This is a genomic window from Deltaproteobacteria bacterium HGW-Deltaproteobacteria-18, from assembly GCA_002841885.1.
Classification (GTDB): Bacteria; Desulfobacterota; Desulfovibrionia; order Desulfovibrionales; family Desulfomicrobiaceae; genus Desulfomicrobium.
Genome location: PHBE01000010.1, coordinates 20,592 through 44,049, shown reverse-complemented (window position 1 = coordinate 44,049; position 23,458 = coordinate 20,592). Strand labels below are relative to the sequence as shown.

At 61.3% G+C, this 23,458-nt stretch carries 22 protein-coding genes; 12 read left to right on the top strand and 10 right to left on the bottom strand.

Translation table 11 applies throughout. From position 1 onward, the window contains the following. Positions 1 to 31: 31 nt before the first annotated feature. The 5 genes from CVU60_10665 (at position 32) to CVU60_10645 (ending at position 4,582) form a co-directional block, all read left to right on the top strand. Positions 32 to 1,354: an HD family phosphohydrolase gene (locus tag CVU60_10665; protein ID PKN41473.1), complete on the top strand. Its 1,323-nt coding sequence runs from the start codon at positions 32 to 34 to the stop codon at positions 1,352 to 1,354. Positions 1,355 to 1,449: 95 nt separating this feature from the next. Continuing rightward, positions 1,450 to 2,508, top strand: a complete 1,059-nt coding sequence (locus tag CVU60_10660; protein PKN41472.1) for a 23S rRNA (adenine(2503)-C(2))-methyltransferase RlmN — start codon at positions 1,450 to 1,452, stop codon at positions 2,506 to 2,508. Between the two features lie 10 nt (positions 2,509 to 2,518). After that, positions 2,519 to 2,896 carry a phosphoribosyl-AMP cyclohydrolase gene (locus CVU60_10655; GenBank protein ID PKN41471.1) on the top strand — a complete coding sequence of 126 codons (378 nt, stop codon included), beginning with the start codon at positions 2,519 to 2,521 and terminating at the stop codon, positions 2,894 to 2,896. Beyond that, on the top strand, positions 2,896 to 3,777 hold the full coding sequence (locus CVU60_10650; protein PKN41470.1) for an ATP phosphoribosyltransferase: 882 nt from the start codon (positions 2,896 to 2,898) through the stop codon (positions 3,775 to 3,777). The genes CVU60_10655 and CVU60_10650 overlap by 1 nt, the downstream gene beginning before the upstream one ends. 40 nt (positions 3,778 to 3,817) lie before the next feature. Further along, positions 3,818 to 4,582 (top strand): hypothetical protein, encoded by a 765-nt coding sequence (locus CVU60_10645; GenBank protein ID PKN41469.1) that lies wholly within the window; start codon positions 3,818 to 3,820, stop codon positions 4,580 to 4,582. Positions 4,583 to 4,736: 154 nt separating this feature from the next. On the opposite strand, the gene CVU60_10640 is transcribed toward CVU60_10645, so the two are convergent. Further along, on the bottom strand, positions 4,737 to 5,627 hold the full coding sequence (locus CVU60_10640) for a LysR family transcriptional regulator (GenBank protein PKN41468.1): 891 nt from the start codon (positions 5,625 to 5,627) through the stop codon (positions 4,737 to 4,739). A gap of 210 nt (positions 5,628 to 5,837) precedes the next feature. On the opposite strand from CVU60_10640, the gene purE reads away from it, so the two are divergent. Then, positions 5,838 to 6,332 (top strand): 5-(carboxyamino)imidazole ribonucleotide mutase, encoded by a 495-nt coding sequence (gene purE, locus CVU60_10635; protein PKN41467.1) that lies wholly within the window; start codon positions 5,838 to 5,840, stop codon positions 6,330 to 6,332. After that, positions 6,329 to 7,405 (top strand): 5-(carboxyamino)imidazole ribonucleotide synthase, encoded by a 1,077-nt coding sequence (locus CVU60_10630; GenBank protein PKN41466.1) that lies wholly within the window; start codon positions 6,329 to 6,331, stop codon positions 7,403 to 7,405. Before purE ends, CVU60_10630 begins: the two co-directional genes overlap by 4 nt. A gap of 95 nt (positions 7,406 to 7,500) precedes the next feature. Here the strand turns inward: CVU60_10630 and CVU60_10625 are convergent, their stop codons facing one another. Next, on the bottom strand, positions 7,501 to 8,082 hold the full coding sequence (locus tag CVU60_10625) for a hypothetical protein (GenBank protein ID PKN41465.1): 582 nt from the start codon (positions 8,080 to 8,082) through the stop codon (positions 7,501 to 7,503). Positions 8,083 to 8,387: 305 nt separating this feature from the next. Here CVU60_10625 and CVU60_10620 point away from each other — a divergent pair, with 305 nt between their 5' ends. Next, a complete protein-coding gene (locus CVU60_10620; GenBank protein PKN41464.1) occupies positions 8,388 to 10,886 on the top strand; it encodes a pyruvate ferredoxin oxidoreductase in 2,499 nt (832 codons plus the stop codon). 103 nt (positions 10,887 to 10,989) lie between these two features. Here CVU60_10620 and CVU60_10615 read toward each other — a convergent pair whose 3' ends face one another. The 3 genes from CVU60_10615 to CVU60_10605 form a co-directional block, all read right to left on the bottom strand. Further along, positions 10,990 to 13,830, bottom strand: coding sequence for a hypothetical protein (locus CVU60_10615; protein ID PKN41463.1), 2,841 nt, complete (start codon positions 13,828 to 13,830; stop codon positions 10,990 to 10,992). 48 nt (positions 13,831 to 13,878) lie between these two features. Continuing rightward, positions 13,879 to 14,790: a patatin gene (locus CVU60_10610; protein PKN41462.1), complete on the bottom strand. Its 912-nt coding sequence runs from the start codon at positions 14,788 to 14,790 to the stop codon at positions 13,879 to 13,881. A 73-nt stretch (positions 14,791 to 14,863) separates the two neighbouring features. After that, positions 14,864 to 15,484 (bottom strand): lysine transporter LysE, encoded by a 621-nt coding sequence (locus CVU60_10605; GenBank protein ID PKN41461.1) that lies wholly within the window; start codon positions 15,482 to 15,484, stop codon positions 14,864 to 14,866. 40 nt (positions 15,485 to 15,524) lie between these two features. Here CVU60_10605 and CVU60_10600 point away from each other — a divergent pair, with 40 nt between their 5' ends. Both CVU60_10600 and CVU60_10595 read left to right on the top strand, forming a co-directional pair. After that, entirely contained in the window at positions 15,525 to 16,217 is a 693-nt protein-coding gene (locus CVU60_10600) for a hypothetical protein (GenBank protein PKN41460.1), read from the top strand. A 126-nt stretch (positions 16,218 to 16,343) separates the two neighbouring features. Then, positions 16,344 to 16,940: a hypothetical protein gene (locus CVU60_10595; protein PKN41459.1), complete on the top strand. Its 597-nt coding sequence runs from the start codon at positions 16,344 to 16,346 to the stop codon at positions 16,938 to 16,940. A gap of 75 nt (positions 16,941 to 17,015) precedes the next feature. On the opposite strand, the gene CVU60_10590 is transcribed toward CVU60_10595, so the two are convergent. The 3 genes from CVU60_10590 to CVU60_10580 all read right to left on the bottom strand — a co-directional run bounded on the left by CVU60_10590 (position 17,016) and on the right by CVU60_10580 (position 18,958). Beyond that, complete coding sequence (locus tag CVU60_10590; GenBank protein ID PKN41458.1) at positions 17,016 to 17,372, bottom strand: hypothetical protein; 357 nt, start codon at positions 17,370 to 17,372, stop codon at positions 17,016 to 17,018. 153 nt (positions 17,373 to 17,525) lie between these two features. Next, on the bottom strand, positions 17,526 to 18,320 hold the full coding sequence (locus CVU60_10585) for an ABC transporter permease (GenBank protein PKN41457.1): 795 nt from the start codon (positions 18,318 to 18,320) through the stop codon (positions 17,526 to 17,528). Further along, positions 18,317 to 18,958, bottom strand: a complete 642-nt coding sequence (locus tag CVU60_10580; GenBank protein ID PKN41456.1) for a hypothetical protein — start codon at positions 18,956 to 18,958, stop codon at positions 18,317 to 18,319. Before CVU60_10580 ends, CVU60_10585 begins: the two co-directional genes overlap by 4 nt. A 509-nt stretch (positions 18,959 to 19,467) precedes the next feature. Between CVU60_10580 and ald the strand changes: the two genes are divergently transcribed. Both ald and CVU60_10570 read left to right on the top strand, forming a co-directional pair. Next, on the top strand, positions 19,468 to 20,580 hold the full coding sequence (gene ald, locus CVU60_10575; GenBank protein PKN41455.1) for an alanine dehydrogenase: 1,113 nt from the start codon (positions 19,468 to 19,470) through the stop codon (positions 20,578 to 20,580). A 279-nt stretch (positions 20,581 to 20,859) separates the two neighbouring features. Beyond that, positions 20,860 to 21,705 (top strand): hypothetical protein, encoded by an 846-nt coding sequence (locus tag CVU60_10570; GenBank protein ID PKN41454.1) that lies wholly within the window; start codon positions 20,860 to 20,862, stop codon positions 21,703 to 21,705. 20 nt (positions 21,706 to 21,725) lie between these two features. Here CVU60_10570 and CVU60_10565 read toward each other — a convergent pair whose 3' ends face one another. Next, positions 21,726 to 22,184, bottom strand: coding sequence for a hypothetical protein (locus tag CVU60_10565; GenBank protein PKN41453.1), 459 nt, complete (start codon positions 22,182 to 22,184; stop codon positions 21,726 to 21,728). A 28-nt stretch (positions 22,185 to 22,212) separates the two neighbouring features. Then, positions 22,213 to 23,406, bottom strand: coding sequence for a hypothetical protein (locus CVU60_10560; protein PKN41452.1), 1,194 nt, complete (start codon positions 23,404 to 23,406; stop codon positions 22,213 to 22,215). Positions 23,407 to 23,458: the final 52 nt, after the last annotated feature.

The following is a 23,458-nucleotide window of genomic DNA, read 5'->3' as shown; positions in this document are numbered from 1 at the left end:
TTCACGAAAACGACCATTCAAGGAGACCTTGATGCCTCAGCCGATAAAAGAAGCCGCCTCCATCTGTAAAACCATCATGCGCAACGGCTATGACGCCTACGTCATCAACGCCGCGCTGCAGAGCAAGATTCTTGGAACATCCAAGGATGCCGAGGTGGAGATCTGCACGGATATCGACCTTGCCGGGCTCAAAAATCTTTTTCCCGAAATTTCCGCCGGCAGCGGGGATATCGTGGCCAGGATGAACCAGGGAAGCGCGACCTTTCTCTTTCATCCTGCCGACATGGCCGATGCCTCCCATCCCGAGGCCTGCGTTGCCCAGATTACGTCCAACATGCTCAGAAAGCTCGACAAGGACGAAGGCTTTCCGGTGAGCCTTGCCTGCCCGTTCATTCCTCGCTCCCGCGACGTGTACGACGGTTTCGAGAACATTTCCGGCGGTCAGGTCAAGTTTCAGGGCATCCCCGACGAGACCCTCAAGCACGATTATCTGCGGGCCATCCGCGCCCTGCGCTTCTCGGCCAACTACCATCTGCCCATCGAGGAGAATTCCTGGATGTCCATCATCCGCGCCTCGCGCCGGGTGCTTGATTATGTCTCGGTCACGGACATCATGGACGAATGGCGCAAGGTCGAAGCCGAGAACATGTGGCGTTTCGCCGAACTGCTTTTCGACTCCATGATCCTGCACGGGTTGGTGCCGGAGCTTGCGGCCCTGAGCCGGATCTTTCAGGTTTTCGACGAGGAGACCGGGCCTGTGTCCATCTGGGAACACACCCTGAAGGTCATGCAGCGTTACCCCGAAGAACTGCCCTACGACTGGTACGGCACCCTGGGTTGCCTCTTCCTCAATTGCGGCAAGCTCTATGCCGGTGAAGTCTATGAGGGGCGCACCACCTTCTACCAGCACCATCGCATCGGCGCCAAGGTTGCGCGCAAGATTCTGAAGCGTCTGCGCCTCAACACCGAGGAAGTGGACATGACCGTGAATCTGGTCCGCAACCACATGCGTTTTCACTTCATGTTGACGGACAAGGGCATCCGCCGCTTCAAGGCTGTGGACGACTATCCGCGCCTTATCGAGATGGCCCGGGCCGATATCAAGGCCAGAAATGCCAACTATACGGAATTCAATCACAACATGAAGATGCTGGAGCGCGCGGACATCCGTGAGGAGCTGCTCGAACCCCTGCTGAACGGCAAGCAGATCATGGACATCGCGCGCATCAAGCCCGGCCCGGCCGTAGGCCTGATTCGCGACAACCTGCTTCAGGCCCAGATTTCCGGCGACGTGAACACCCTCGAAGAAGCCGAGCGTTTCGTGGTCGCCTACAAAGCCAAGGAGCAGCTCTAGGTTCCCCGGTTCCTAGAGTTCGTTTCCTGCCGAAGGCACGAGGGGCGGCAATGTGACGCCCTTTGTGCCTTTGCGATTCCAGACAGTGGAGCATCATGCGCAACATTCTTGAACTGACCTGCCCCGAACTCGAAGAGGCCGTGCTGGCCATGGGCCATCAGGGCTTTCGGGCACGCCAGCTGTGGCAATGGCTGTGGCGCAAGGGCGTGCGCGAGTTTTCGGCCATGACCAACCTGGCCAGGGATTTCAGGGAGCAGCTCATGCGCGAGTGGGCGCTGGTCTGGCCGGAAGTGCACGAGGTCCAGACCAGCAGCGACGGGACGGTCAAGCTGCTGCTGCGCCTGGCTGACGGGGCATTGGTCGAGACCGTGCTCATTCCGGACAGAGAGCGCTTCACCCAGTGCCTGTCCTGCCAGATCGGTTGTCCCATGGGCTGCACGTTCTGCAGCACGGGGCTCATGGGCTTTTCCCGCAACATGACTGGCGGGGAGATCGCGGCCCAGGTGCTCGTGGCCAGGGATTATCTGCGCACCCACGGTCTGGGCGATGAAGTGAAGAATCTGGTCTACATGGGCATGGGCGAGCCCCTCACCAACTGGGACGAGGTGCGGCGCAGCCTGCAGATCCTCTCCAACAGCGAGGGCCTTGAATTTTCGCGGCGGCGCATCACGCTCTCGACCTGCGCCATCAAGGGCAGGATGGACGTCTTCGGGGTCGAAGGTCTGGCCCTGCCGGCCATCTCCCTGCATGCCCCGACCCAGGAGATCCGTGAACAGCTCATGCCTGGGGCCGCACGTTGGCCCATCGAAGAGCTGATCGAGACCCTGCAGGGCCTTGAGCTCAAGGCCCGGGAGCGGGTGACCATCGAATACATTCTGATCAAAGGGGTGAACGACAGCCTCCAGCATGCCCGGCAGCTGGTGCGGTTGCTTTCGCACCTGAAATGCAAGATCAATCTCATCGCCTACAATCCGGGTCCGGGCATAGAGTATGCCGCCCCGGCGCCCGAGGATGTGTTGGCTTTCGAGGCGCTCCTGCGCAAGAAGGGCTTCACCGTGACCTTGCGCAAGAGCAAGGGGCAGGATATCGCGGCTGCCTGCGGTCAGCTCAAGACCGAGGCTCAGGGCCGCATGAATTCGACGACGAGCAAGTAAGGACCAAACAATGGAACAGCCTGATTTTGATAAATGCGGTGGCCTTATCCCGGTCATCGCCCAGGAGGCGGCAAGCGGCGAAGTGCTCATGCTCGCCTACATGAACGAAGAAGCCTGGAACGAGACCTTGCGAACCGGCGAGGTGCATTATTACAGCCGCAGCCGGAAAACGCTGTGGCACAAGGGCGGCACTTCCGGGCATGTGCAGAAGGTGCGCTCCATAAGAATGGACTGCGACCGGGACACCGTGCTGGTTCAGGTCGAGCAGATCGGCGGGGCGGCCTGTCACACGGGCCGCAGAAGTTGCTTTTATCGTGAACGAGACGCACAGGGGCGGTGGACGGACTGCTCCCCCATGGTGTTCGATCCCAAGGAGGTTTACAAATAATGGTTGATGGAAAACAGATGCGCATCGGGATACCGAAGGGTTCCCTGGAAGAGGCCACAGTCAAGCTTTTCGCCAAGGCCGGCTGGAAGGTGACCTCGCACCACCGGAACTACTTCCCGGAAATAAACGACCCTGAACTGACCTGCTCACTGTGCCGGGCCCAGGAAATGGCCCGCTACGTGGAAAACGGTCTGCTTGACGCAGGCCTGACAGGCAAGGATTGGATCCTCGAGAACCAGTCGGACGTGGTCATCGTGGACGACCTCATTTATTCCAAGGCCAGCAATCGTCCGGCCAAGTGGGTGCTGGCCGTGGCCGGCGACTCTCCGTACAGGCGGCCCGAAGATCTGGCCGGGAAAAAGATCGCCACGGAATTTTTGAGCTTCACCAAGCGTTATTTCGAGGAAGCGGGAATCCCCGTCGAGGTCGAATATTCCTGGGGCGCCACCGAGGCCAAGGTCGTCGAAGGTCTGGTTGATGCCATCGTCGAGATCACCGAGACGGGCACGACCATCAAGGCCCACGGCCTGCGCATCATCGCCGAGCTGTTGCAGACCAACACCCAGCTCATCGCCAACAAGGAGTCCTGGAAGGATCCCTGGAAGCGGGCCAAGATCGAGAACATGAACACCCTCCTGCAGGGCGCGCTCAGGGCCGACAAGCTGGTGGCCCTTAAAATGAACGCTCCGGCCGATGTCGTGGACAAGGTCATGGCGCTTCTGCCGAGCATGAACTCCCCGACCATCGCCCACCTGCACAACTCCGACTGGCTGTCCATCGAGACCGTGGTCGAGACCTGCCAGGTCCGGGATCTGGTGCCGAAGCTGCAGTCGGTGGGTGCTCAGGCCATCATCGAGTACTCCCTCAACAAGGTCATCTAATCCGAGAGCCCCCAAAAGGGGGCTGTCAAGGAACACGGCCATGAAGACATGCACGATGGTTCTCGTTTTATGCTTTGTCCTTGCTGGATGCGGAGCCCGCGGGACTTCCAGGGGCGCGTCATCGGATATGGGCTCCAGGGAAGTGGATCTGCGCTTCAACCTGATCGAATCCTACATCAACAGCGATCAGCCCCAGTTGGCCTTGCAGGAACTCCTGCAGGTGGAGTCAGCGGCCAGCCATCTGTCGCGATATCATTTTGATTCGGGCATGATCTACATCGGGCTGCAGGAACTTGAGCAGGCCCGGGACGGGTTCGCAAGGGCCGTCGAGATCGACGACAATTTCGGCGAGGCCTGGAACAATCTGGGCAAGGTCGAGGAAGCCCTGGGGCGGGATAGCGAGGCCGAGGCCGCGTATCGCAAGGCGCTCAGCATCCTGACCTATGTCACTCCCGAGTTCCCCGCCTACAATCTGGGCGTGCTCCTGCTGCGCCAGGGTCGGGCCCGGGAAGCCGAGGAATTCGGGCGCAAGGCCCTGGCACGCAACTGGCGCTATATCCCGGCCTACAAGCTGCTGGCGGATGCGTTTGTGGCTCAGAACCGACTTGATGACGCCGAGTCGGTGCTCAAAAGCGGTCTGGAGGCGGACATGGACAGTGCCTCCACCCTTCTGGCTCTGGCTGAGCATCAGGTGCGCATGGGCAAGACGACGGAAGCCAGGGAGCTTTTTGCGCGTATCGTCAAGGAATATCCCAAATCCGGGGAAGCCAAGTCCGCGCGGGATTATCTGGATTTTCTGCAGTGATGCCCCGGGGATGCCAAGGCATCCCCGGCGTCAATACCCCGATTCAGGATACGCCCCCTGGTTTTTGGTCAGGTCGGTCCAGCCTGTCCCCGAGTTTCGCTCGGATTCATCACCTCCCGGATCATTTTCGGTTGCAGATCGGCCGAGGGCCTTTTCAGCCGCCGAAGAGATTCTGCCGCGCATGCTCGCTCACGGCCATGACGGCAGGATGCTTGAGACGTCTTTCCGCTGAAATGGCGAAATAGCGCACGTCGAGGTCTGTCGCCTCCCCCACCACATCCACTTCGTAGATTCGCCGGACTTCCTCCCTCATCACGCTTGGCGCCGGAAAGAGCCCAAGGCCAGCCTGGCCGAAGGTTTTCAGGAGCGCCGTGTCGTCGAATTCCCCCACCACATGCGGATGAATTCCGTGTTCGGCAAACCACCCGCCCAGCGCGCCGCGTGCGCTTCCCGCCGGCATGAGCATTGGCGCACCTTCCAGGGAGCGCGGAAAATCCGGCCGGTAGCGCCTGGCAAGGTCCGGAACCCCGAAAAATGTCATCGAACAGTTGCCAAGGGGATGGTTGAAAGCCTTTACACCGAGTCCGGAAGGCAACTGCTGGTCGGCGATGACAAGTTCGAGCCTGTGTACGGCCAATTCGGCAAACAGATTTTCCGGCCTGTCCCGGTGACAGAAAAGCCGGATGGGAGTGGCGAGTTCGAAGGCCGGAGCCAGGAGGCGGAAGGCGATGGACTTGGGAACCGAATCCGCCAGACCGACGCGGAAGGGCAAGGCCTCTTCCGGAGGGGAGGCCCGCAGCATCTCGGTCAGCTCATTGCCGATCTGAAAGATTTCGTCGGCGCGGGCCAGGGCGAGTTTGCCCGACTCGGTGATTTCGAGCCTTCGTCCCGAGCGGACGAAGAGCTTGACGCCAAGGTCCCGTTCCAGTTCGCCGATCTGCCCACTGAGCGTCTGCGGCGTCAGGTGCATGCGTTCGGCCGCGCGCCTGATGCCGCCTGCCGTGGCCACATTCCAGAAATAGTAGAGTTGCTTGTAGTTGAGCATGCCCGTCGCTTGTTGTCAGTTTTTCACGAACAATTAATCCATTAAATACGAATATACTTGCTGCTGAAAATAGACAAGTAGGTGGGTGCAAATGATCAGGTGGCCGGGAGATCATGGTATTTGCCGTGTTTCCGAAACATTTCGGCATGGCCATGCCCCTCTTTCCGGCTTTGTCCGGCATGACATCGTAATAAATCATTGGAGCACAATATGGCCCCTTTAGTCGGTGTTATCATGGGATCTTCCTCGGATTGGGAGACGATGCAGCACTGTTCCCGGACACTGGAAATCCTGATGGTCGCTCATGAGACGCGGGTGGTTTCGGCGCACAGGACTCCGAACCTGCTTTTTGAATACGCTTCCGGAGCCGAGGCGCGCGGCCTGCAGGTGATCATTGCCGGAGCCGGAGGCGCGGCCCACCTGCCGGGCATGGCCGCGGCCATGACTTTGCTTCCGGTCATCGGGGTGCCCGTGCGTTCCAAGGCCTTGAACGGCATGGACTCCCTGCTTTCCATCGCCCAGATGCCCGCCGGGGTGCCGGTGGGAACCATGGCCATCGGAAGGGCCGGAGCCGTCAACGCCGCGCTCCTGACCGCGGCCATCCTCGGTATGCAGCATCCGCGGATTCGGGAGGCTTTGGCGGAGTTCAGGCGCAAGCAGGCGCAGACCGTCCTGGACAATCCCGTTCCGGGAGATCCGCAATGATCGTCGGCGTGCTCGGAGGCGGGCAGCTTGCGCGCATGCTGGCCATGGCGGGTCTGCCCCTGGGTTTTGATTTCGTGTTCTACGATCCCGCGCCCGACCCCTGCGCCGCTCCTCTTGGCGAACATCTGCGGGGGGAATATTCCGACCGCGTCATGCTCTCGCGATTCGCACGGCGGGTGGACATCATCACCTACGAGTTCGAGAACATCCCTCTTGAATGCATCGAATTTCTCTCTCAGATCACGCCCGTGCACCCTGGCGCCCAGGCACTGGTCTGTGCCGGGGACAGACTGCGCGAGAAAATGTTATTCCAGAAACTGGGCATTCCCGTCCCTGCCTTCAGGACGGTGGACTCCTTGGCGACGCTGAACGCTGCCATCGAGGAAATCGGTCTGCCTGCCGTGCTGAAGACCCGTACTCTTGGCTATGACGGAAAAGGGCAGTTCGTGCTGCGCAGCCGTGACGATGTAGCCAGGGCGTGGGAGATGCTGGGCGGGTTTTCCCTGGTGCTGGAGAGTCTGGTCGCGTTCGAACGCGAAATTTCCATTCTTGGTGTGAGGGATCAGGCGGGCAAGATCCTGTTTTACCCGATAAGCGAAAACGTCCACCATGACGGGGTATTGCGTTTTTCCAAGAGCTGTCCGCAGGATCCGATGCAAAAGCAGGCAGAGGCGTTGGCCGGAAAACTTCTCAGACAGATGAATTATGTAGGGGTGCTCGCTCTGGAGCTTTTTCAGGTCGGGTCCACGCTGCTGGCCAATGAGATGGCGCCGCGGGTGCACAACTCCGGTCACTGGACCATCGAGGGATCCATGACGAGCCAGTTCGAGAACCACTTGCGGGCCATCGTGGGGCTGCCTTTGGGCAAGACTTCCGTTACCGGCCTTTCGGCCATGGTCAATTTCATCGGAAAGCAGCCTGATCTGGCTGGGCTATTGGCGCTGCGCGGACTGCATGTCCATCTTTACGGCAAGGCGCAGCGACCCGGACGCAAGGTTGGTCACGCCACGCTGTGGAGCAGAAGCGGAACTTCCTTCAAGGCGGGGTGCAGGGCTCTTCGGTCGTTGCTGTGACTGTTGCAGCGTGGAAGGTAGTCTGAAAACGGGCTATTTTTCCAGCAGGGGAGGCTGGAGCTGGAGTGCGTGCGGGCAAGCCCGCTGCAGGAAGGCTATTCCTCGTCTACCCGCAGCAGGTCTTCCTCGTCCAGGTCTTCGGGATATTCGCCGGAGTCCAGGTCGCAGAATCCGAAGCCTACGGAGCACATGGGCAGGCCCAGAAGTTCCACCAGGCTCAGGTGGCGATCCACGGCCAGGGAAAAGCTGCACTCCTGATCCGGACAGTGCAGGATGTCGATGATTTCTTCGCGGGTGGCGTCGGTGTTGAAGAGCTGGGCCAGCAGTTCGGGCTTGCCGCCCTGGCTTTTGGAGTCGCCCTTGCCTTCGGGGTCCAGGGACTGGGACGGCGACTTGTATGTGTCGAGCAATTCCCCGTCCGCGTAGAGCCAGTAGTTGAGGAGCTCTTCGTCCAGGGTCTGGACGGCCAGAGCCGGACATCCGAAATAGCCGGAGAGGTCCTCGGCCAGATCGGTGAGAGCGGCGGAGTCGCCCTCGTCACTGTCCATTTCATAGACAGTGGTCAGATCGTCCTCGGTTGGAGAAACAAAGGCGGAGCGGCCCTGATTGCCGAGCTCCTGCAGGATATCCTGCGCCTTAGGACCTTTGAGCGTGATGTTGGCGTACGTGGTTCCCATATGGACTTTCTTCAAACAGATTCTGGTTCAAGATGCAAGCTTATGATCGAAGAGTCTTTGAAAATATCAAGAGGCTGTTTTTTCCGGGACTTGCTGTGACGATCGGCCCTTGCGATTCCTTTGCAGGGGCTTTGGGTTCGGGCTTTGTTCCGCTTGGGACTTGAGAAAGGGCGGGGCTTCGCGTACCGCCAGACGACAAGGCGCGAACACATCCGGGGCATTCATGACCGGACCGGGCGCCTTAATGTTTGCCGTCATGCCCTTAGGCGGGGTGCTTCTTTAAGACATATTTTTTTGGAGGATTCATGAGTGCAGTGAAGGCGATGTGCGTCGGAGAGACGGGCAAGGGTGTGGTAATACAGGGCAATATGGCCTTTGCCGTTGGGTGTGTGCGGGCCGGGATTCACGCCGCGGACGGTTATCCCGGGACGCCCAGCACCGAGGTCATCGACAAGGGCCTCTCCCAGGTCCAGGACATGATCACCGTGGGATGGTCCGTGAACGAGGCCGTGGCCGCAGGCGTTGGCTTCGGCCATACCCTGGCCGGCAGCGACTGCGTCGTGACCATGAAGATTCCGGGCCTGTTCCAGGCCGCCGACGTGATAACTTCCGCCGCCTTCTACACAGGCCAGCGCGGCAGTCTCGTCTATTATATCGCCAGCGATTATACTCCAAGCTCCACCCAGCATCTGGTTGACGCGCGCTACATGCTCAAAAGCTGCTGCGTTCCGGTCTTTGAACCCCGCAACCACCAGGAAATGCACGAGGCGGCCCGCATCGCGGCGGACATTGGGCGGCAGTTCAACACTCCCGTGGCCATCATCGCCAGCGGAGTGCTCTGTCACAGCGAAGGGCTGGTGCGCCTGATGGAAACGGCCACGCGCGAAAAGGCCCCCCTGCCCGAGAAGATGAGCGATTTCATCACCCTGCCCGTACGTGCGCGCATGTTCCATGATCAGGTCCGCACCACACGCATCCCGGCCCTGCGCGGAATGGTCGAGGAGAGTCCGCTCAATGTCCTGACCAGGGGTGACGGCAAGATCGGCATCATCACCCACGGCGTGAACGATCTCTTCGTCGAGGAAGTCCGGGCTGCCACGGGCAAGAATGTGGACGTCCTGTCCCTAGGCTTCACCTACCCCCTGCCCATGGATCTTATCCGCCGCTTCTGCGAAAGCATCGACGGTCCCGTCTACGTCATCGAGGACGGCTATCGTTTCATCCAGGAGGCCATCCAGGCCGAAGGAATCGCGGTTCAGGGCAAAGGCGTGGACGAAACCGTCACCGAATGGACTCCGGCCCTTATTGCCGCCCGCCTGGGCCTGGCCGAGTCGGCCGGAAAATCCGCCGTGGCAAGCCTGCCGCGCCCGCCCATGATCTGTGCGGGCTGCCCATACCGTCTTTTCGGCCAGATCGTCGGCAAGATGCGCAAGAAGGGCAAGCTTGAGGCCGTGTTCGGCGATATCGGCTGCAATACGCTGCTGCACTTCCTGAACGCCATGGACACCGCCCTGGCCATGGGCGCGAGCGAAGCCAAGCGGCTGGGCTATGTCCTCTCCCGTCCCGAGGCCGCAAGCAAATGTCTGGCCGTGCTCGGGGACGGCACTGAGTGCCACAGCGGCATGGACGCGACCCGCAACACGATTTTCAGGAATATTCCCGGCGTCAAGGTCATCCTGAACAACGAATGGACCGCCATGACCGGCGGACAGCCTTCGCCCACTTCGCCCGCCAACCTGGCCGGGGACCCCAATATCTTTGACCTGAACGCGAGCCTGAAGGCGCATGGGGCCAACGTGGTCGAGGTCAGCGGTTACGACAAGAAGGCTCTGGAAAAGGCCCTCAAGGATTCTCTCAAGGCCGCCGAGAGCGGTACCTTCACCACCCTTGTGGTAACGGGCGTGTGCATCCGCAAGATGCCCAAGGAGTCCTACGGCGTCAAAATGGCCGTGGATCCGGAACTGTGCATCCGCTGCGGCATGTGCCAGATCTGCTCGGGCATAGAGGCCGACGCAGAGGGGCTGCCCTTCTTCAATAATATCTGCACAGGCTGCGTGAGCCAGAACCCGGCCTGCGCCCAGATGTGCCCCAAGGGCGCCATCGCTCCGGCCAAGGATCAGAGCGCCTGCGGCCTGACCAGCTGTCCTGACCTGCCCGTTCCGCCCGAGGCCATCGATCTGCCTGCCACCGGCGGCCTGCCGCCCTTTTTGTCCGTGGCCATCCGCGGCGTCGGCGGTCAGGGCAACCTCTTCTTCGGCCGCGTCCTGACCCAGCTTGCGTACCTGCTCGGCTACGACAAGCAGAACATCGTCAAGGGCGAGACCCACGGCATGGCCCAGATGGGCGGCCCGGTCATCAGCACCTTCGCCTGCGGCGCGGTCCATTCCCCCGTGCTCATGCCCGGCACTTCCCAGTGTCTGGTCTGCATGGAGCGAAGCGAAGTCTTCCGCCCCGGCTTCCTGGACATGCTGAGGCCCGGCGGCACGGTCATTCTGGCCAACACGGCCATCATGCCTCCGCTTTTCAAGGCCGAAAACTATCCGACGGTGGAAGCCGTGCGCGAAGCCTTAAGCGGCTACAAGGTCATCGACGTCGACGTGCTCGGCACGGCCCTTGGCCTTGGCGACCCCACGGGCCGCAGCGCCAACGTGGTCATGATCGGAGTCCTGAGCACCCTGGCTCCCTTCGACTCGTTCCCCAACGAGTACTGGCTGCAGGCTCTCAAGAACGTCAGCCCCAAGCCGGCCATCTGGCAGGCCAACTTTGCGGCCTTTTTGGCAGGACGGCAGTTGGGCGGGAAATAAGCGATAAAAAAGCCCTGGCCGGGCAGGATATTCATCCTCCGCGCCAGGGCATGGATCAGCAAGGGCGCCCGTTGTTTGACGGGCGCCCTTTTTTTGCGGGTGTTTAGAGACCCTGGTAGCGTTGCAGGCCCATGAGCCTGTGGAAGTCTTCGGGCTGCTCGACCAGCGCGGCGCCTGTTTTGCCTGCCCAGCCGAAGTCGCTGAAGCGCGAGCCCTGGACCTGGATGAGCGCCCGCGTGCCGCCGGGGCCAAGCACCATGGATTCATAGGCGCGCACGACCTCGGGCAGGGTGGTTGTTTTCAGGGCGTCCACCAGGCGATCCAGGCTGTCGAATTCCCGGTTGCCGAGGCGCAGGTCTGTTTCGAGCCAGCCGAACTCTTCTTCCAGGGTGTCCGGGCTCTTGGTCAGCGAGGCCAGCACGCCCTGCCGCACGCCTTCAAATTCCTCTTTTGTCACGCCGCGCATCTGCGCAAGCGCATGGAAATAGAAGGATTCAAATCTGTCCGCCAGACCTGCTGTGCCCTGCACCGGGCTTTGCACGCCGAATCCGATCCCGGCATTGTGCGCGAACATGACCGGAAAGGTCGTGGCCACATAACCAAGCTGCTCCTCGGTGCGCAGCCTGTTGAAGAAGCGGGGGGAAAGCAGCCCTTCAAGAAGCATCATGCGCGCCTTGGAACGGGGCCCGGGCGCGGGGTCGAGGAAGAGTTCGACCAGCGCGCTGTCCTCCAGCACGCTGTCCTTGCGATAATCCGCCGTCACGCCCTGTCTGGGCGCGATGCGCGTTGCCGTCGGGGGCGAGCCTGCTTCGGGGCCTATGAACGGCTCAAGGTCCCGTGTCAGCTTTTGCAGCTCCTCCCCCGTTACATTGCCGAAGCCAAAGACCGTGAACCGCAGATCCCGGCGCACGGTGCGCAGGTATTGGTTGAAGTCTTCGGGAGCCAGCCCCTTTGTCACGTCTTCGAGAGCAAGGTGATCCCACGACGGGGTTTTGAGCAGATTGCGCATCGCCCCCATGGCCTGGCCGAAGAGGCCCTGCTTTTTCATGTTGGCAAGCTCGCGCAGCTGTTCCGCCTTGGCCTGCTTGAAATCCTCCGGCGTGACTTCCTGCCTCAGGAAGTCGAGCACCCGGGGCAAGAGGTCGGCCTGGTGCTGACTGAAACCGTCAATGCGGATCACGATGCCTTCGTCTCCCGATATCGACAGTCCAAGCCCGGCTTCGATGGCCTGATAGCGCAGGCCCGCCTGTTTCTGGCTCCACAGTTCGAGCAGTACGCCCTGCAGGGCCGTCTGCTCGATGGTGGACGCGAACCGGGCGGACTGCAGCCGGGTCATGAGGATGGCTCTGGGCTCCTGACGGAACGCCGAGCGGGCGTGCCAAAGGGAGAGGCCGGGTCTGTTTGCGATTTCGCGGGGGTGTGTGTCGCCCTTGGGCGCGACCAGGGAGAAATCGTCCGGCAGGAAGGGATTCAGGTCCGGAAGACGCAGATCCATGCCGGCGGAAAGTTCGGCCCAGCGGGAGACATCGCCTTCATCGATGGGCCTTGTGCTGTAAGGCGTCTGGTAAAAAAAAGCCTTTCTGTCCACGGGCTGATCCGGGCCGACCTGAAAGATCCGTGCGTTTTCGGGTCGAAGCGCCTCGATCACCGTGTTCACGGCCTCGCGGTCGTAGGAATCCAGGCGATAGAAGCCGAAATTCACGTCTTCGACCGGATGCAGGAGCATCCCCCCGGCGGCGGAGGCGACGTAGTCGAAGCCGCTGGTCAGGGGGGCGAAGCGGAACTCCATGTTCCAGATGCTGCGCAGCTGATCGAAATAGGCCTGCTTCAGTCCCTGGGCGCGCAGCAGGTCGAAGTAGGCGAAGACTGTGGCCAGGACCTCGTCGCGGCGTCTGTCGCCTTCTTCGGTAAGCTGCACGTAGAGGGACAGGGTCACGCCGTTGCGAAGGCTGGTGGTGTCGCCGCCGGCGCTCAGGGACAGCGCCAGCCCCTTGTTGCGCAGCACCTCGATCAGGGAATGCGAGGTCTCCGTGCCGAGCACGGCGGACACGACCTGCAGGGGCTTGGTGCGATGGTCGTCCAAAGCCTGGGGCAGGACGAATTCGATGCTCAGGCTGCGGGTCTCGCGTACGGGCCGCACCCCGATGATCACGCCCTTTTCGTCGTCCGTGGCCGGGGGCACCGTGGGAACGGCCACCGTGGCCTTGCGGTCGGGGATGACGGCGAGCTCCCGTCTGGCCAGGGCTTCGAGCTCGTCCAGGCTTTGGGGTCCGTAAAGTACGCCCTTCATCAGGTTTGCCGAGTACCAGGTGCCGTGAAAGCGAACCAACTCTTCGTGCAGGAGGCTGCCCGGCTTGTCGGACAGGGTTTCGAGGTTGCCGCCCGTGAAGCGGGTGCCCGGATGCTCAGGGTTCAGGGTCGAGAGGGTCAGCATGGCCAGGCGGCGGCCATCGCTGTGCTTCTTGGATTCCATCTCGGCGTTGACCGCGTTTCTCTCCTTGTCCGAATAGACCGGGTCCAGGAGGGGATGGGCCAGGGTGTCGGCCATGCGCCGCAGGGCCTCGGCAAAGGCGGGGGGATCGACCTCCATCATGTACGTGGTGGAGGTGTAGCCCGTGGCCGCGTTGGTCTGGCCGCCGTTTCTGGTGATGAAGGCCTGATACTCCTCGGGGCCGGGGTAGGCCTTGGAGCCCAGAAAGAGCATGTGTTCCAGGTAATGGGCCAGCCCGGGCTGGGAGTCCGGATTGTCGAGGCTGCCCACGGGCAGGGCCAGGGCGGCCGCGGCCTTGGAGGCGCGCTCGTCGTGCACCAGCAGCACCTCAAGGCCCGTTTCAAGGGTCAGCGTCCGATAGGCGCGGTAGTCCGTGTCCGAGATGCGCACCTGCGCGGCCTGAGCCTGCAGGGCGATGAACAGGAAGAAAAGAACAAAACGCAATATGGGCATGGAGCCTCCTTGGACATGTTGTCAGGGCATTTGGAAAGATGGTGAAGGTCACATTTTTTGCAGCAGAAAGTCGATCTCGGGCATGGCGCGTTGAACGCATTTTCTGCCTTCTTCAATGGCTTCTTCGGCCCTGAAGAGCTCCAGTAGTCCGATGTGCGAGAGCTTGGGCGCGAGCAGGATCTCCGGAGGGTCTCCGGCAAGGCGACTGCGCGTGATGCGTTCCTGGGCGATATTCACGGAACCGGCGATGGCGTCGAAGAGGCCCGGGGGTTCGTCTTGCTCTTCGGAAAAAGAAAAGAGAGGCCCTGCATATTCCTTGACCAGATTCGAGAACGCTTCGGCCACGCCGTTCTTCTTTTCCTTTTTTGGCGTCTTCGCCAGATGCTTGCCCACGATGTCGCCGTTGAGGTTTACGCCGATGACAACGTCGGCCCCGAGGGCACGGCAGACCGAGACCGGCACCGGGTTGACCAGACCGCCATCCACGAGCCAGCGGCCTTCGTGCCGGATGGCCGGAAAAAGCCCCGGCAGGGAGATGGAGGCCCACACGGCTTCCAGCATTGGCCCTTTGGTGAACCATATCTCGCGACCGGATTCCAGATCCGTGGCCACGGAACCGTATTGCATGGCCATGTTCTCGATGCGCGTGTCCGCTTTGGCCACGTGCCTCTCCAGAAATTTGCGCAGCCTTGAGGTGTTCACGAATCCTGTGAAAGAGGAGTTCAGTTCAAAAAAGCTTGCGGTTTCAAGCCGTGTCAGGGAGCGGACCCACTCTTCGAGTCTGTCCAGATTGCCTGCGACGTGGGCTGCGCCGACAAGCGCCCCGACAGAGGTTCCGCAGACGATATCCGGGCGTATGCCCTGCTCCGCCAGAGCCCGGATGATGCCGATGTGGGCCCAGCCGCGTGAAGAGCCGCTGCCCAGGGCAAGGCCGATCTTGAGATTTGAGGTCGTGTTCATGAGTTGCTCTCCGTGAGGCCGGTCGTTCGGTCGCAAGGAAGAAGGGTAACTCCGCAGGGGGGCGCGTCAAGACCTAGTCGGAAAAAGCCAGCCGCGCTCCAAGGCCGACCAGCAGACCTGCGCCCAGGCGTCTGAGCCAGCGTGAGCCTGACCCGCCGGCCAGTCGCCGGTGTAACGTCCCGGCGGCCATGGCCAGGACAAGGCTCCACAGCGTGCTGGTGGTGACGAAAGTCAGGCCCAGCGCCAGAAAGGACAGGCCGGGATGGGCGGCGCCCGGGGCGATGAACTGCGGGATGAGTGCCATGAAGAACAGCGCCACCTTGGGATTGAGCACGCTGGTGATCACGCCCTGGACATAGATGCGGCCCGGGGTTTGCCTTCCGGGCCCGGCATGTGAGGCGTCTTCGGAGCCCGTCCGCATCATGGTCAGGCCAAGATAGACGAGATAGGCCGCCCCGGCCCATTTGATCATCTGGTAGGCCGTGGCCGAGGCCATGACCACGGCGGCCAGTCCCAGGGCGCCGAGCAGCGTGTGGATCACGCATCCGCTGGAAATTCCAAGGGCCGATGCGATTCCTGCGGCGCGGCCCTGAGCCGTGCTGCGGCTCAGGATGTAGAGGGTGTCCGGGCCGGGATAGAGATTCAGGGTCACGGCCGTAAAGATGAAAAGCGGGTAATGGATGACTTCGATCATCTTGGTCCTTGTTTGTCGGGCCTTGCACCGGAGCCAGCCAATGTGTAGCGCAGAGCCCATGCATGCTTTCATGAAACTGCTTAAAAACTCTCCGTCCGGGGCGGTCTTCAATCCGTGGCATCATCGGGATTCCGTGCACGATGCCGCGCCCGGCGCGCCGACCGTGCGGCAGGAGCAGCTCGTCTCCTATCTCGGCGAACGTCAAAAGGCCACGGTCATTCTTCTGGCCGAGGCCCTGGGCTATCAGGGCGGGCATTTCTCGGGCATAGCCATGACCTCCGAGCGCCTGCTGCTGGGGCATCTGCGCCACAAGGGGCTTGGCCCCGAGATGGTCTTTGCCGGCCAGCCCCGGCGCACGAGCCGTGAGGACATAAAGCCGGGTGGCTTCACCGAACCCACGGCCACCATCGTCTGGGGAGCCATGCACGAACTGGGCGTGGACACGCGCGACGTGATCCTGTGGAACGCTTTTCCCTGGCATCCGTACAAGCCGGACAAGGGTTTTTTGAGCAACCGCACACCCTGCGACGAGGAAGTCATGCTCGGGCAGCCCGTGTTGCGAGCGCTCATGGCCTACGCCTCCCGCGCAAAAATTCTGGCCGTGGGACAGAAATCGGCTGCATTGCTTGCGGCCATGGGCATCACCGCTCCGGCCTTGAGACATCCGGCCAACGGCGGGGCCGGGCAGTTTCGGGCCCAGTTCGGGCGGATCATGATACAACGCCGTGGATGATCCCCACGTTGACATGCTCCTCCCGGCAAGGGATATATCGCGGGAAACGTGAACACCCTGCCTGACTGCCTTAAAAATTCAAAATGCGCAGGCCGTTTTGGGCCGGCCTGCACCCCGGAGGAGATCATGAAATACCCGTCCCCCTATGCTCCCGATTTCAGCAAGCGCGATCCCCTTAATGGCGTGGCCGAGGAGTTTCCGGCCCGCTGGTCCCCGCGTTCCTTCGTCAAGACCTCCATTCCCGCCGAAGATATGAAGGTCATCTTCGACGCGGCCCGCTGGGCGCCTTCGGCCTACAACGAGCAGCCCTGGAATATTCTGATCTCAACGGAAGAGACCTTCGATACCTTCCTTGGTCTCTTGGTGGACAGCAATCAGAAGTGGGCCGTGAACGCCTCGCTCATCGGCTTCATGGTCGCCCGGAAGAATTTTGCTCAGTCCGGCAAGCCCAATCCCACGGCAGTCTACGATTGCGGCTCGGCCTGGATGTCCCTGACCCTGCAGGCCAGAAAGCTGGGGCTTTACACCCACGGCATGTCCGGAATCAGAAAAGAGGCCATTTATGACACCTTTGGCATCGACAGGGCCGACTTTGAAGTCGTGGCCGGGTTCACCATCGGCATCCTGGATACGAAGGAGAACCTGGGCAAGCCCTATGTGGACTGGGAAAGCCCGTCCCCCCGCAAGCCCCTGGACGAGATTCTGAAACAGGGCGCCTGGTAGGAAACGATTCAAAAACGGCAACGGGCCGCGATCCTGAGTGGATCGCGGCCCGTTGCCGTTTTAAGCGCATGGGCTTCATGCACCCATCAGTTTTTTGCGGAACATGAAAAAAGCCGCACCCAGAATGCACAGTCCGGCCCAGACATAGTCCATGCTTGGCTTCTCCTTCATGTACAGGATGGAGAAGGGGATGAAGACGGACAGGGCGATGCACTCCTGCAGGATCTTGAGCTGGCCGATGTTCATGACCTGATGGCCGATGCGGTTGGCCGGGACTTGCAACAGATATTCCATGAGCGCGATGCCCCAGCTGGCGAAGGCCGCTATGATCCAGGGGGTCTGCGACAGGTTGCGCAGGTGTCCGTACCAGGCAAAGGTCATGAAGATGTTGCTGAGCGACAGCAGAATGATGGTGGTGAGATAAAAGCGCATGAAACCTGCCTTGCCCTTGAAGGGGCTTGAACCGCAAAAATTGGATTGCGGCTTGATGTAGCAGGGCGATGGAAAAAAACAATGATTTCCAACAAAATTAAGTTCTTTTATTTCGGGATGATAAGTCTGCTTCTGCGCTTTTGGAGCCCTTCTTCAGGGCCGCCTGAGAAAAATGCCTTCATTGAGCCGTCCGCAAGGGTCGAAGGCCACCTTGCGGGCGAAGTGCACGGCCAGAAACGACGAGACCGTGGCGGCGGTGAAGATCGCGATCATGATCATGATCTGGTAGACTATGGCCACGGCCGGGGAGGAGCCGCCCAGGATCTGGCCGGTCATCATGCCCGGCAGAGAGACGATGCCCATGGTCGCCACCGTCCCGATCTGCGGCCCTACAGCGGCGCGCAGGGCATTGCGCAGGAAGGGCCGCACCGCTTCCGCGCCGCTTGCGCCCAGGGTCAGGTACTGAATGTGCACTTCCACATTTGCGCGCAGCTCGGAAAAAAAGCGGTCCAGGGCAACGACATTGCTGCGCAGGATGTTGCCCAGCACCATGCCCATGAGCGGAACCAGGTAGCGGGCCGAGGCGATGGTGGCGAAATCGAAGACCAGCAGAAAGCCGACCAGAATCAGAAGTGCGGTCAACAGGTGGGCGGGCAGAACCGTCCAGAGGCACTTTCTCCACGAAAGCCAGCTCTGGCGCAGGATCGATCCCGAGGCCACGACGATCATGACCAGTACCCAGGTCACGTTGACCAGCAGCATGTCGAGCTTGAAGATGTACTCCAGATACACGGCCACCAGAGCCAGTTGCACCGCCATGCGCGCCATGGAGATGAGCAGGTCCCGGGTCAGGCGCAGGCGCAGATGGCGAAAAATGAGCACCGGGAAAATCAGGATGACGGAAAACATGAGCAGGGCCGGGATGGAAATGACCATTGTCTCGTTCATTCACGCCTCCTGAGTTTTCCGGATTCGATGCTGACCTCGGTGAAGCCGAAATCCAGCCACTCGCGGTTGTGGGTCACGGCCAGCACCGTGCGCGCCTTGTCCTGGGCAAAAAAGCCTGCCACGGCGCGCATGGAATCCTGGTCCAGGCTGGAAGTGATCTCATCCAGAAGGCAGAAGCCGCGCTCAAGCTGCAGGCCCTGGATGATGGTCAGGCGCTGCTGTTCGCCCCCGGACAGTCGGGTGTACGGGCTCTTTTTCAAGGCCGGGTCCAGGTGCAGAGCCTCCATGAGCCGGTTCTGCTCCTCCGGGTTTGCATGCAGGGCGTGATTGGCGGCAAAGGTGAACGGCAGGTTCAGATATTCACCGGCCGTGCCCTCGAAGGGCAGGGGCTTCTGGCCGATGTACAGAAAGCGGGAGCGATGAACCCCCAGATCGGCCACCGTGACCTCCCGCCCGCCCCAGAGGACCGCGCCTTCATCCACCGGTTCGAACAGGAGGGCGACTTTGAGCAGCGTGGATTTCCCGGCCCCGGACGGTCCGGTCAGGGCCAGATGCTCTCCCGGCGAAACGGTGAGATTCACCCGGTCCAAAATCACTCGCCCGGCGCGGCGCAGGGTTACCTCGCGAAATTCCAGCATGCGGACTCCATTTTTTCAAGACGTGTTCCCACGGCCACATGGCAATCATCCCGCAGCGGGTCAAGGCTGGAATGGGAGGGGGCGGATTTTGCGTGACCTGGGGGGCTTGGCGCTTACGGACCGCAGGGAGTTTATGCTGGCCTGGTGATGCGCGCAGCTTCGGGCCGGACCGATCTGCGCGGCAGATCCTTTTTGATGCGTATTGTTTGATTTGGAAATTTTAATTGCAATATGGAAACATATATAACCAGCGCTGATTTTTCATTACTATTCGAATTTTAATACATATTTTAAATAATGGAAATATTTAGTTCCGAACGTATCCCCGTCTTACAATCGTGCGAAGGGCATCTGGTGTGCGGTGATGAGGCCAGACTCGCCGCAAGCCTTGCCGGCTATGGATTTACGCGGAATCTTGGTCAATGTTTGCAGCAGGCTGTTTTTGTGGTAAGCTTTTTGCCAGTAAGGTATTTTTCCACCTCACTCAACAAGGCACAAGGAGCAGGCATATGATCGTCGGAGTTCTCAAGGAAATCAAGGCGCAGGAAAATCGGGTCTGCATGACCCCGGCCGGGGTTGAAGTCATGAAGCAGCATGGTCACGATGTGCTGGTGGAGGCTTCGGCCGGTATCGGGAGCGGATTTTCCGACGCCGACTACGCGGCGGCAGGGGCACGGATCGTCGCTGCTCCGGCCGAGGTCTATGCCCAGTCCGACATGGTCATGCACGTCAAGGAGCCGCAGCCGTCCGAGTACGCGATGGTCAGGCCCGGCCAGATCGTCTTCACCTATTTTCATTTCGCGGCCGACGAGAAGCTGACCCGCGAGTTCATGAAGACCGGCTCCGTGGCCATTGCCTATGAGACCGTGACCGGGCCTCACGGGGGCCTGCCGCTTTTGACCCCCATGAGCGAGGTGGCCGGGCGCATGGCGGCCCAGGAGGCGGCCAAGTACAACGAGCGCGTGCACGGCGGGCGCGGCATCCTGCTCGGCGGTGTGACCGGCGTGGCTCCGGCCACGGTGTTGGTCATCGGCGGCGGCATCGTCGGGACCAACGCGGCCATGATGGCGGCCGGTCTTGGCGCGAAGGTCTACATTCTGGACATGAACCTCGACCGCCTGCGCTACCTGTCCGAAATCATGCCCAAGAACTGCACGCCGCTGATGAGCTCCCCGGCCATGATCCGCGAGCTGGCTTCCCAGGCCGACGCCATCATCGGCGCGGTGCTGGTCGTGGGCGCCAAGGCTCCCAAGCTCATCACCCGCGAGATGTTCAAGGACATGAAGCCCGGCTGCGTGCTGGTCGACGTGGCCATTGACCAGGGCGGCTGCTTCGAGACCTCGAAAGCGACCACCCACTCCGACCCGATCTACGAGGTGGACGGCATCATCCACTACTGCGTGGCCAACATGCCCGGCGCGGTGCCCATCACCTCGACCATGGCCCTGACCAACGCGACCCTGCCTTACGCCCTGCAGATCGCAAGCAAGGGCTGGAAGGCCGCCTGCAAGGAAAACTCGGGCCTTAAAAACGGCCTGAACATGGTCGGCGACAAGATCACCTTCAAGGGCGTGGCCGAAGCCTTCGGCCTGCCGTACACGCCTGCCGACTCCTGCCTCTAGGCGGCCTGCCGGGCACCTCCTCCCGGCTCCATGGCCGTGCCCGCTTTCAGGCCCGATGCGTATCTTGAGATGCGCACCGGGCCTGAAAGCTGCTTCTGCACCAGGCTATTTTCGCAAGCCTCCGGTTTCATCCCCGCTTTACGCCTTCCTTTTTCATGCCCGATGGTCAGGCCGCATCGCATTCCTCGACGGGCTGCGGACATGGGGGTATGCATGAGTTGACGCGTCTTGATTCAAGGCCGTTTTGCCCCGAACCTGCGACCATCCAAGGAGGCAGCCATGCGCCTCGCAGTGTTTTTTGTCTTTCTTCTCTGCCTGCCTGTCTTCGCTGCGCAGCAGGTCGAGATCATCGAACTGCGCCACCGCGTCGTGGAGGATGTCCTGCCGGTGCTCACCCCAATGCTCGAAGCGGGAGGCGCCATCTCGGGCATGAGCGGGCACCTTGTCGTGCGCACCTCACCCGCAAACCTCGAAGAGCTCCGCAAGGTGCTGGCCGTCATTGACCGTCCGCCCCGCCAGCTGCTCATCCGCGTCAGCCAGAGCCGCGACGCGACGGTCCGGCAGCGTGAAGTGGGCGTGTCCGGCCGCATCCGCATCGGGGAGAACGTGGAGATTGTTGGGCCGGGCGGCCCCAGGCTCGGGGGGAGCGAGGCCAAAATCCGTGAGGGCGGTTCTTTCGCCTCGGTTTATGGCCGGGACACTCGCCGCACCACGCAGGGCGGCGCAGACCAGTTCGTGCGGGTCATGGACGGGGGCGAGGCCCTCATCCGCATCGGTAGATCCCTGGCTGTGCCCTTTCGCCGAATCGCCGTGCGTCCGGGCGGGGTGAGGGTCAGCGAAGGGGTGGTCTACATGGACGTCGGCCAGGGTTTTTTCGCTGTACCCCGGCTGGTGGGCGAAAGTGTGAGCATCGAGATCAGGCCATTCTTTGACAGTCCCGGCCCCGGCCTCGATGTGGAAACCCAGGAACTTTCGACTACGGTCACGGGGCGGCTTGGCGAGTGGATCGAACTCGGCGGCAGTTCACAGCAGGTGCGCGAGGACACGGGACGGCTCACGGGCGCCGGATCGATGGAAACCCGCGACACCCGTAGCGTCTGGTTGCTGGTGGATGAGGAACGCTGAAGCCCGGTCGTGTCCGGACGTCAGCCCTGCAGGGGAATCTGCAGCTCGACCAGATTCTCGGGGCTGTCCTGGTCGATCCAGTGCACATAGACTTCCCGGCCCAGGGGCTGCAAGGCAAGCCCCTGCTGCAGGGCCTGCGAAGTGAAAGCGTTCCAGGCAAGGCCTATTCCGCTTATGGGCCCCCTGTACTCCGTGCACAGGCATTCATGAGCAGGAATCTCCTTGCAGATGAAAGCTCCCTGACCGCGGCAGGCGTCCACGGGGAAGGCAACCTGCAGGGAAAATTCCTTGTCTGGGGAGCCGTTGCAGCCATCGTACGTGAAGAAGCATGGGCCGGTGACAGCCAGTTCCCTGTTTTCTATCTCCGCCACGAGCATGGGAATGACCTTGCCGGCAAAAACTGCGATTTCCGGGATTGTCAGCGTGGCAGCGGCTTCAAGGACCGTCGCGGCGGGAATGTTCTTGCGCTTGATTTGCATGTTCTCTCCTTCAGGGTTTTGGCTGAATTTATTGAAACGCGCTCATGATAAGGCCGAGCTGGGCTTCGATGCGGAACGCGATGTCGACCAGTTGCTCCGGCTGAACCGGTACGAGATCCAAGACTTCCGGGTGGGCTTCGGGCGGGCCGCATTCGCCGCTGCAGCCCAGTCCCATGGCGTGGGTCAGGAGGTCGGCCAGATGCACGATGCCGGCAAGGGGCAGTCCGGCGGCCCGCGCGGGATCGTGATGGCAGCCTACAGTCCGGCTCAGGCTCACGGGCATTTGCCATCCGTCCAGCAGCCGTTCGCCCATGCCCGTATGATCGATACCGAAGAAAAGGCTCTCCTCGGTCATAAGCGGACGTTTGTGCTTGAGGGCGCTGTCTATGCAATAGCGTGAGCGCTCGGGAAAGGACGTAAAGAAATAGAGCCGTCCGATGTCGTGCAGGAGTCCGGCCACAAAAGCCTGTTCCGGCTGGGCCAGCCCGGTGGTTACCGCCAGCGCCTTGCATGTCAGGGCGCAACCGAGGCTGTGTTCGAGAAAGGAGCGCATCTCGATCACGGATTTTGGGATGACCCCGAACTGATCGACCATGAGCAGGCTGGAGGCCAGCATGCCCACTTCGCGCAGGCCGACGATGGACACGGCCCTGGAAACGGTTTCGACCTTGCGCTGGAAGCCGTAGATCGGTGTGTTCACGAGTCGTAGCAGCTTGGCCGTGAGTCCGGGACTGCGGGTGATGATCTCGACGATTTTCTTGCTGGAGGGATCGGGTGCGCTCAGGGCCAGATTGAGGTCTTGAGCCACGGCGGACAGCTGCGGAGGTTCGAAGCTGTCCAGGCAGAACATGGGCAGGTCTTGAGGCAGCTGCATCGGGCCGGCAGAGCCCCTGCAATCGCGCAGCAGGGGGGGAAGTCCTCGTTCGATGCGCTGGGCTTCGGCTTCGGTGCGCAGGCCGAGCAAGACCGGGCCGGGCGAGATGCCGAGGTCGTGCCCGGCATAGAATTTGTGCGCATTGTTGGCCGCCTGCTTCAACTGTGCGGCGCTCAGGGGCACGCGTTCGACTTCTACCTCGACATCAGTGATTCCCCGTTGCTCCATAGCCGCGATGGCGCTTTCCGACAGCGCCGCTCCCCTGGGAAATAGCAGGCGGCCTGTCTGGTCCATGAGGTCGGCCGCCAGGATTTCACCAGGCAGGACCTGTTCGATGCGTTTAAGCATGGTTTCCACTCCCTACAGATTGTATGGCCGTGCACTAACAAAGCATACTGCA

What these genes read in the sequence shown, in the direction of transcription:
- CVU60_10600 (PKN41460.1), top strand. Translation starts at nt 15,525, where the DNA reads ATGTGTAGCGCAGAGCCCATGCATGCTTTCATGAAACTGCTTAAAAAC.
- purE (PKN41467.1), top strand. Translation starts at nt 5,838, where the DNA reads ATGGCCCCTTTAGTCGGTGTTATCATGGGATCTTCCTCGGATTGGGAG.
- CVU60_10665 (PKN41473.1), top strand. Translation starts at nt 32, where the DNA reads ATGCCTCAGCCGATAAAAGAAGCCGCCTCCATCTGTAAAACCATCATG.
- CVU60_10660 (PKN41472.1), top strand. Translation starts at nt 1,450, where the DNA reads ATGCGCAACATTCTTGAACTGACCTGCCCCGAACTCGAAGAGGCCGTG.
- CVU60_10625 (PKN41465.1), bottom strand. Translation starts at nt 8,082, where the DNA reads ATGGGAACCACGTACGCCAACATCACGCTCAAAGGTCCTAAGGCGCAG.
- CVU60_10570 (PKN41454.1), top strand. Translation starts at nt 20,860, where the DNA reads ATGCGCCTCGCAGTGTTTTTTGTCTTTCTTCTCTGCCTGCCTGTCTTC.
- CVU60_10645 (PKN41469.1), top strand. Translation starts at nt 3,818, where the DNA reads ATGAAGACATGCACGATGGTTCTCGTTTTATGCTTTGTCCTTGCTGGA.
- CVU60_10640 (PKN41468.1), bottom strand. Translation starts at nt 5,627, where the DNA reads ATGCTCAACTACAAGCAACTCTACTATTTCTGGAATGTGGCCACGGCA.
- CVU60_10565 (PKN41453.1), bottom strand. Translation starts at nt 22,184, where the DNA reads ATGCAAATCAAGCGCAAGAACATTCCCGCCGCGACGGTCCTTGAAGCC.
- CVU60_10630 (PKN41466.1), top strand. Translation starts at nt 6,329, where the DNA reads ATGATCGTCGGCGTGCTCGGAGGCGGGCAGCTTGCGCGCATGCTGGCC.
- CVU60_10590 (PKN41458.1), bottom strand. Translation starts at nt 17,372, where the DNA reads ATGCGCTTTTATCTCACCACCATCATTCTGCTGTCGCTCAGCAACATC.
- CVU60_10585 (PKN41457.1), bottom strand. Translation starts at nt 18,320, where the DNA reads ATGAACGAGACAATGGTCATTTCCATCCCGGCCCTGCTCATGTTTTCC.
- CVU60_10580 (PKN41456.1), bottom strand. Translation starts at nt 18,958, where the DNA reads ATGCTGGAATTTCGCGAGGTAACCCTGCGCCGCGCCGGGCGAGTGATT.
- CVU60_10655 (PKN41471.1), top strand. Translation starts at nt 2,519, where the DNA reads ATGGAACAGCCTGATTTTGATAAATGCGGTGGCCTTATCCCGGTCATC.
- CVU60_10605 (PKN41461.1), bottom strand. Translation starts at nt 15,484, where the DNA reads ATGATCGAAGTCATCCATTACCCGCTTTTCATCTTTACGGCCGTGACC.
- CVU60_10620 (PKN41464.1), top strand. Translation starts at nt 8,388, where the DNA reads ATGAGTGCAGTGAAGGCGATGTGCGTCGGAGAGACGGGCAAGGGTGTG.
- CVU60_10610 (PKN41462.1), bottom strand. Translation starts at nt 14,790, where the DNA reads ATGAACACGACCTCAAATCTCAAGATCGGCCTTGCCCTGGGCAGCGGC.
- CVU60_10595 (PKN41459.1), top strand. Translation starts at nt 16,344, where the DNA reads ATGAAATACCCGTCCCCCTATGCTCCCGATTTCAGCAAGCGCGATCCC.
- CVU60_10650 (PKN41470.1), top strand. Translation starts at nt 2,896, where the DNA reads ATGGTTGATGGAAAACAGATGCGCATCGGGATACCGAAGGGTTCCCTG.
- CVU60_10615 (PKN41463.1), bottom strand. Translation starts at nt 13,830, where the DNA reads ATGCCCATATTGCGTTTTGTTCTTTTCTTCCTGTTCATCGCCCTGCAG.
- CVU60_10560 (PKN41452.1), bottom strand. Translation starts at nt 23,406, where the DNA reads ATGCTTAAACGCATCGAACAGGTCCTGCCTGGTGAAATCCTGGCGGCC.
- ald (PKN41455.1), top strand. Translation starts at nt 19,468, where the DNA reads ATGATCGTCGGAGTTCTCAAGGAAATCAAGGCGCAGGAAAATCGGGTC.